Origin of the sequence: Streptomyces sp. NPDC047061, from assembly GCF_040643955.1 — a bacterium.
Taxonomy (GTDB): Bacteria; Actinomycetota; Actinomycetes; order Streptomycetales; family Streptomycetaceae; genus Streptomyces.
Map to the genome: position 1 here is coordinate 157,309 of NZ_JBEYVI010000026.1, position 6,216 is coordinate 163,524.

The 6,216-nt window shown below is 72.6% G+C and carries 6 protein-coding genes and 2 pseudogenes; 3 read left to right on the forward strand and 5 right to left on the reverse strand.

The features are described from left to right. Positions 1–29: 29 nt before the first annotated feature. Positions 30–506: a hypothetical protein gene (locus ABZ887_RS31745; protein ID WP_361296720.1), complete on the reverse strand. Its 477-nt coding sequence runs from the start codon at positions 504–506 to the stop codon at positions 30–32. 141 nt (positions 507–647) lie between these two features. Here ABZ887_RS31745 and ABZ887_RS31750 point away from each other — a divergent pair, with 141 nt between their 5' ends. Continuing rightward, positions 648–1,319 carry a pyridoxal 5'-phosphate synthase gene (locus ABZ887_RS31750; protein ID WP_361296723.1) on the forward strand — a complete coding sequence of 224 codons (672 nt, stop codon included), beginning with the start codon at positions 648–650 and terminating at the stop codon, positions 1,317–1,319. A gap of 10 nt (positions 1,320–1,329) precedes the next feature. On the opposite strand, the gene ABZ887_RS31755 is transcribed toward ABZ887_RS31750, so the two are convergent. Together ABZ887_RS31755 and ABZ887_RS31760 are read right to left on the reverse strand one after the other, a co-directional pair. Further along, entirely contained in the window at positions 1,330–2,214 is an 885-nt protein-coding gene (locus tag ABZ887_RS31755; protein ID WP_361296726.1) for a GNAT family N-acetyltransferase, read from the reverse strand. Between the two features lie 102 nt (positions 2,215–2,316). After that, positions 2,317–3,066 carry an NADPH-dependent F420 reductase gene (locus tag ABZ887_RS31760; RefSeq protein WP_361296729.1) on the reverse strand — a complete coding sequence of 250 codons (750 nt, stop codon included), beginning with the start codon at positions 3,064–3,066 and terminating at the stop codon, positions 2,317–2,319. A gap of 110 nt (positions 3,067–3,176) precedes the next feature. On the opposite strand from ABZ887_RS31760, the gene ABZ887_RS31765 reads away from it, so the two are divergent. Then, positions 3,177–3,770 (forward strand): helix-turn-helix domain-containing protein, encoded by a 594-nt coding sequence (locus ABZ887_RS31765; protein WP_361296732.1) that lies wholly within the window; start codon positions 3,177–3,179, stop codon positions 3,768–3,770. Positions 3,771–3,813: 43 nt separating this feature from the next. Here ABZ887_RS31765 and ABZ887_RS31770 read toward each other — a convergent pair. Together ABZ887_RS31770 and ABZ887_RS31775 are read right to left on the reverse strand one after the other, a co-directional pair. After that, positions 3,814–4,585, reverse strand: a pseudogene (locus ABZ887_RS31770) (IS5 family transposase). Between the two features lie 53 nt (positions 4,586–4,638). Continuing rightward, positions 4,639–5,238, reverse strand: coding sequence for a GNAT family N-acetyltransferase (locus ABZ887_RS31775; protein WP_361296735.1), 600 nt, complete (start codon positions 5,236–5,238; stop codon positions 4,639–4,641). Between the two features lie 433 nt (positions 5,239–5,671). Here ABZ887_RS31775 and ABZ887_RS31780 point away from each other — a divergent pair. After that, positions 5,672–6,216, forward strand: a pseudogene (locus ABZ887_RS31780) (IS200/IS605 family accessory protein TnpB-related protein); the annotation flags it as partial.

The following is a 6,216-nucleotide window of genomic DNA, read 5'->3' on the forward strand; positions in this document are numbered from 1 at the left end:
GTCAGCGCCCCGCCCCATCGCGGCGCCCCTCAGCGAAGCGTCTGGCGTACCGGCACGATCCGGTGGCCGCGGCGCGGCGCGGGGCCGTCGAGCAGGACGACGCCGATGTGGTGGCGGCCGCGCACCCACGCCGTGGGCGCCATGACGAGCCCGGCGAAGGCGACGATCACGCTGACCGGGAGGAGGACCGGCGGGGACTGCCCCCCGGGCAGGGCCCTGCCGCCCTCCTGGACGGCGTAGCCGACGGCGGCGACGGTGACGAGGAGGGAGACCACCGACACGGCCGCCCAGACGTTCCGCACCCGCCGGGTGCGCGCGTGGTCGGCGACCTCGGCGAGGACGGACGCCGCGCAGACCGGGCACTCCAGCTCGACCCGGTCCCGGCCCGCGGGCGGCCGGACCAGCCGGAAGTCGCGGGCGGCCCAGGTGACGGCCCGTGTCCTGCGCCGTCCGGCATCACCGCTTACGTGGCGTACAGCCACTTTCACGGTCTTCGGTCCCCTCATGCCGGACAGTGTGGGGGTGGGGCACAGGTGTTCGCAGCGGTTTGCTCGGTTGTGCCCCGGTGTTCGGCCGCGGGGCCGGTCGTGCGCCGCACGAGGCCGCTGATGACACGGGTGCGGGAGGTACCGAGTGATACTCGGCACATGGCAGCAACGGATCTTCACGCGCTCCTGAAGTCGCTCCGCGTCTGGTCCCCCGGGACCACGGAGCTTCGGCCGTTCGACCCGGAGGCGGCGCCCGGCGCCCCGCTCCCCCTGTTCACCACGTGGTTCGCGGAGGCGGTGGCGGCCGGGCAGCCGGAGCCGCACACCGTGTCGCTGGCCACGTCGGACGAGGCGGGCCGGGCGGACGTACGGATCGTGATGCTGCACGGCGCGGACGCCCACGGCTGGTCCTTCGCGTCCCACGTGACCAGCCGCAAGGGGCATCAGCTGAGCGCCCACCCGTACGCGGCCCTCGCCTTCTACTGGCCGGCGCTGGGCCGCCAGGTCCGGCTCCGGGGCCCCGTCACGGCGGCCCCGGCCCGGGAGAGCCAGGCCGACCTGCACGCCCGCTCGACGGGCGCCCTGGCGGCGGCGCTCACCGGCCGCCAGAGCGGGCTCCTGTCCTCGCTGGAGGAGCTGCGGGAGGAGTCGGAGGCGGCCTGGGAACGGGCCCGCGCCGACCCGGCCGCCCCCTCCCCGACCTGGACCCTCTACCGGCTGCGCCCGCAGGAGGCGGAGTTCTTCCAGGGCGACCCGGACCGCCGGCACGTCCGGCTCCGGTACGTCGCGGAGGCGGACGGCGGGTGGCGGAAGGAACTGCTGTGGCCGTGAGCAGCCGTCCTCACAGCGTCTTCGCCGCGAGGTCGTACACCGCCCAGTCGGCCACCGGCCGGTAACCGATGCGCTGGTAGAGCGCGTTGCTCGTCGGGTTCGCCAGGTCCGTGAAGAGCAGCACCTCGGCGGCGCCCGCGGCCAGCGCCGCCCGGCCCGCCTCGGTCGTCACCGCGCCCGCGTAGCCCCGGCCGCGCAGCTCCCGCGGGGTGTAGACGGGCGCGACCCGGACCTGGCCGCCGGCCGCCAGGGTCGCCCCGGCCATGGAGACGGGGGTGCCGTCGGGGGTCTCCCAGAGGGTGACGCCGCCGTAGGAGAGCCGGAAGTCGGCCCAGTCCCCGCCGTCCCGGCCGTCCCGTGTGCCCGCATCCGTGGCGAACCCCTCGTACCAGCGGATCAGCAGGTCCCGGTCGGACGCGTCCGCCACCCTCGCCCGGCCCTCCGGCGCCGGGGAAGGGGGCGTCAACTCGGCCAGCCGGTAGAGGCGTTGCTGCTCGTGCAGCTTGCCCGGCACCCCCGTCCGGCGCTCCCACTCCGCCACGAACGCCTCCGCCGTGGCACGCTCGGCGGAGAACGCGGGCACCGGACGGCCGTGCGCGAGGAGACGGTCGACCAGCACCTCCGTCTCGGCCGCCGTGAGGCGGGTGGAGTTGAGGGCGTACGGGGGCGTGTGGAACAGCGCCGCGACCACCTCGCCGTCGCTTTGGGCCAGGAATCCGAAGAACGGGGGCTGGTCGCCGTAGGCCCGCGGGCCCCGCCGCCGGAGCTGCTCCGTCACGGTGAGCTGGACGGTGTGCAGGGCCGGGCGGGAGCGGAGGAAGTCGTGGGCGTGGGTGAGGAATTCGTCGAGGTCGGGGGTGAAGTGCCAGGCGACAGGCGGGGTTTCGGGGTCCATGGTCGATGATCCCGCCCGACCACCCTGCCGGGCACCCGATTTAGGGCGCCTGGGGCAGCATGGCGCCGTATCGAACATGGTCCCCTGGGCCGTCGGAGGGGGCTATTGCACGGTCATCGGAGTGTCGCCTGCCGGACGCCGTACGGCTTGGTCTGCCAGCTCTTTGACGCGCGACGCGGACACCGGGACGCCCGGTGTCTCGAAGAACCAGCGTTGTGCCTCCTCCTGGCTCAGCCCGTCGGGCCGCTGGGCGAGGTAGGGCTGGACGTAGACCGGTGTGCCGGGTTCGCTGCGCCAGCTGTCCGCCAGGGTGCCGATGTCGACGGCGTCGTAGCCGAGCAGGTCGAGCAGCCGGGCCACGTCCGCCTTCGCTGTCGGGTCGTCGCCTGCGATCGGCAGGGCGCTGCGGTCGGGGGCGCCCGCGGGCCGGGCGCTCGTGGTCAGTCGGCGGAAGTCGATGTTGTTGACGGCCTTGACCACTCGGGAGTCGGCCAGGTGCTGCCGCACCAGCTCCGTGGAGGTCATCTCGCTCGCGTCCAGGGCGGCCAGGCGGCCGTCTCTGTCGGGGTAGTAGTTCATGGTGTCGATCACGGTCTTGTCGGCCAGGGCCGCGGCCGGCAGTTGCGGGTAGCTCTTGAGCGGAATGGTCGCCACCACCAGGTCACCGGCTCCCGCGGCCTCCTCCGGTGTGGCGGCGCGGGCGCGGTCACCGAGCCGGGCGACGAGGTCGGCGAGTGACTCGGGACCGCGGGAGTTGCTGATGACGACGTCCAGCTCCGCGGCCACCGCGAGGCCGGCCAGTGCGCTGCCGATCATGCCGCTGCCGATGAGCCCAAGGGTCCGAGTGGCCACAGTGTCCGCCTCCGATTGCAAACCAAGTCCTGATAGTGAAACTGAGTGTCAGAGTAGGCATTGGGTTGCATTACAGCAAGTGAGGTTCTGGCCGGAGGTACACTCTCGTGGTGAACACAGCGGGGCGCACGAACACCAGGGACATCGCACGAGCGGCAGTACGGAGCGAACTGGGGCAGGTGGCCTTCGAGTTGTTCCGCCGCGAGGGCTTCGAGAACGTGACCGTCGACGACCTCGCCAAGGCTGCCGGGGTGTCCCGCAGCACCTTCCTGCGCTACTTCGGCACCAAGGAGGACACCGTCCTCAGCGCCTTCGACGCGAAAGGCGGGCGGGTCGCCGACGCCCTGCGCGCCCGCCCGGCCGACGAGGACGACTGGACCGCGCTGCGACGCGCGCTCGACACGGTCATCGAGCCCTATCACCAGGACCCGGACGAGGCGTTGGCCCTGACCCGCCTGATCCGGGACACCCCGGCGTTGTGCGCGCGGCAGTTGGAGAAGCAGCACGGCTGGCGCCCGGCCCTCGCCCGCGCTCTCGCCGACCGTGCCGGCCGGACCGAGCCGGCGACCCTCGCCCACTGGGTCCGCGCGGCCGCAGCGCTGGACTGCCTCAACGCCGCCGTCGACCACTGGGCCGACTCCGACGGCCGGCTCGACCTGGTCGCCCTCATGGACGACGCCTTCGCCGCACTCGCATCTCGCTGATCCGGTCCGGTCCGGTCAGACCGTGGACTCCCTGTCCGGCGGATCATGACCGGAGCCATAGCCTGACGGCCGCTGTGGTGACGGTGCCGTGGAAGACGTAGGCCCTCTTGTCGTAACGGGTAGCGACGGCCCGCGAGTTCTTGAGCCGGTTGATGGTCCGCTCGATCTCGTTGCGGCGTTTGTAAATGACGGCGTCGAAGCCGACGGGCCTGCCGCCTTTGCTGCCACGCCGTTTGCGATGGGCCCGCTGATTCCTCGGCTCCGGGATGGTGTGCTTGATCTGGCGTCTGCGCAGGTAGCGACGGTTGCGGCGGGAGCTGTATGCCTTGTCGCTGCTGAGATGGTCTGGCCGGGTGCGCGGATGTCCGCCCTGAGGTCGGGGAACGCGGATGCGTTCGAGGACCTCAATCATCTGCGGAGCGCCACCCCGCCGGCCGGGGGTGACCAGAAGGCCGAGGGGACGGCATCCGCCCTCGCCAGCAAGGCGGATCTTGCAGGACAGGCCGCCAGGACGTGGAGTCGACTCCGACCATCGACCAGTCGATCCGCCCCGCAAGGTCGGCGTCGGCCTGGACCGCCTGCAGGACCCGGTCCCAGGTACCGTCCGCCGACCAGCGGCGATGCCATTCATAGACCGTTTTCCAGGACCCATAGCGTTCCGGCAGGTCACGCCAGGGGACACCGGTCCGGACCCGGAACAGGATCCCGTTGATCACCCTGCGATGGTCGCTCCACCGGCCTCCCCGACCGCCCGCAGACGGCAGATGCGGCTCGAGCAGCGACCCTTCGCGGTTCGTCAGATCCCCCCGACCCATGCTCCAACCAACGAGCAACTGGTCGGAAAGTCACATGATCCGCCGGACAGTTCCTAGGCGTCCAGGGCGGTTCCGGGGTCCGTCGCGAGGCGGGCGTGCAGGTGTACGTCCCGGAAGGCGTCCTTGCGGCCCGCCTCGAACATCGCGCCGCGCAGGGTGCCCTCGTACGCGAAACCGCAGGTCCGGGCTATGCGGCAGCACGCGTCGTGGCCCAGGGCATGGCCCAGTTCGAGGCGGTGGAGGCCCAGTTCGGCGAAGGCCCGGTCCGCCGCCAGGGCCAGGGCGTGCGTGGCCACCCGGCGGCCCCGCGCCTCGGGGAGGACCCAGTAGCCGACCCGGGCCGTCCGGAACGTCCGGTCGATCATGTTGATGCCGACGTGGCCGAGGGTCGTACCGCTCTCCGCGTCCGTGATCCGGAACGGCTCGCACGTCTCGTCCGCCGCCTGCCTGCGCAGCACGTCGCGGGCGCCCGCAGGGTCGGTCACCACGGTGAGCGGGGTGTTCCAGCGGCGGAACTCCGGGTCGCTACGGGCCCGCAGCCACGCCTCGACCTGCGCCTCCGCGTCCGGGTCCCAGCGGTCGAGCCGCAGACCGTGACCGTGCGGGGCGGAGTCGGGGCGGGGGGCGGCGGGCTGTTCGTCGGTGAGGGTCATGCGGCCATTGAAACGTGCCCGCCGGGCGAGGACCCAGCGGGTCTCCGCGCATCCGGCGGGCAGCGGTCGAGGGGGGCTCCCGTGCGGCACCGGGCAGCGATCGAGGCGGCTACCGTGCGTCGCCGGGCAGCGGTCGGGGAGACTCCCCCTGCAGCGCCGGGCAGCCGTCCCGCGAGCTCCCGTGCGGCGCCGGGCGGCCGTCCAGCGAGCTCCCGTGCGGCGCCAGGCAGCCGTCCGGTGGGGTCTGGAACTGCTGCCACTTGAGCGTGCGGGAGTGTGCTTTTGTGAGCATGAGTGAGTGGCGGTGTCGGCGGGAGGGGCGGGTGTCCGGTCGGCGGGAACGGGCGTTTGTCCGTCGAATGCGTGACCTTTGCGGGTGGGGTTCGTTGGGCGGGTGAACGGGGATCTTCGATGCCGGGTGGGGGTGACGGGGTTGGGCGGGTTGCGGGAGGTGGCGGTGCCGTTCGTGGTGCCCGGCCCGTCCGGTGTCGCGATCCGGGACCGGCTCAAAGGGCTCACGCCCGGGGACGAGGAGGTCTTGCGGCTGGTGGGCGGTCATCTCGGGTCGCTCGCGTCCCGGGATCTGAAGGCCCGCTGCCGTGACGGGCTGGAGCACGGCAGTGACCGGTGGGCCCAGCGCAAGCAGGCGCTGACCGGCCAGTCCTCGTCCCGCTGGGCCGGGAGTATCACGAAGGCCACGCACGATCAGTGGGCGCTCGCACGCCGGGGTCAGCTCGCGCATGTCCAGAGCCTTCAGGCGGGCGTACGCACGATCAGGCACCGGCTGTCCGTGCCCCTGGGCGAGAAGGGAGGCAGGGGTGTTCCGGGTGGCTACCGCTCGCGCAAGGAGTGGCATGCCAAGTCCCGTCGTCTGCACGTCCTGGAAGACCGGCTGAAGAAGGTGCGGGCCGACTGGCAGGCGGGTGTCGTGCACGTGGTGCGGGGCGGCAAGCGGCTGCTGACCACGCGCCACCACCT

Coding starts and splice junctions, on each gene's coding strand:
- ABZ887_RS31745 (WP_361296720.1), bottom strand. CDS start 506: ATGAGGGGACCGAAGACCGTGAAAGTGGCTGTACGCCACGTAAGCGGT.
- ABZ887_RS31750 (WP_361296723.1), top strand. CDS start 648: ATGGCAGCAACGGATCTTCACGCGCTCCTGAAGTCGCTCCGCGTCTGG.
- ABZ887_RS31755 (WP_361296726.1), bottom strand. CDS start 2,214: ATGGACCCCGAAACCCCGCCTGTCGCCTGGCACTTCACCCCCGACCTC.
- ABZ887_RS31775 (WP_361296735.1), bottom strand. CDS start 5,238: ATGACCCTCACCGACGAACAGCCCGCCGCCCCCCGCCCCGACTCCGCC.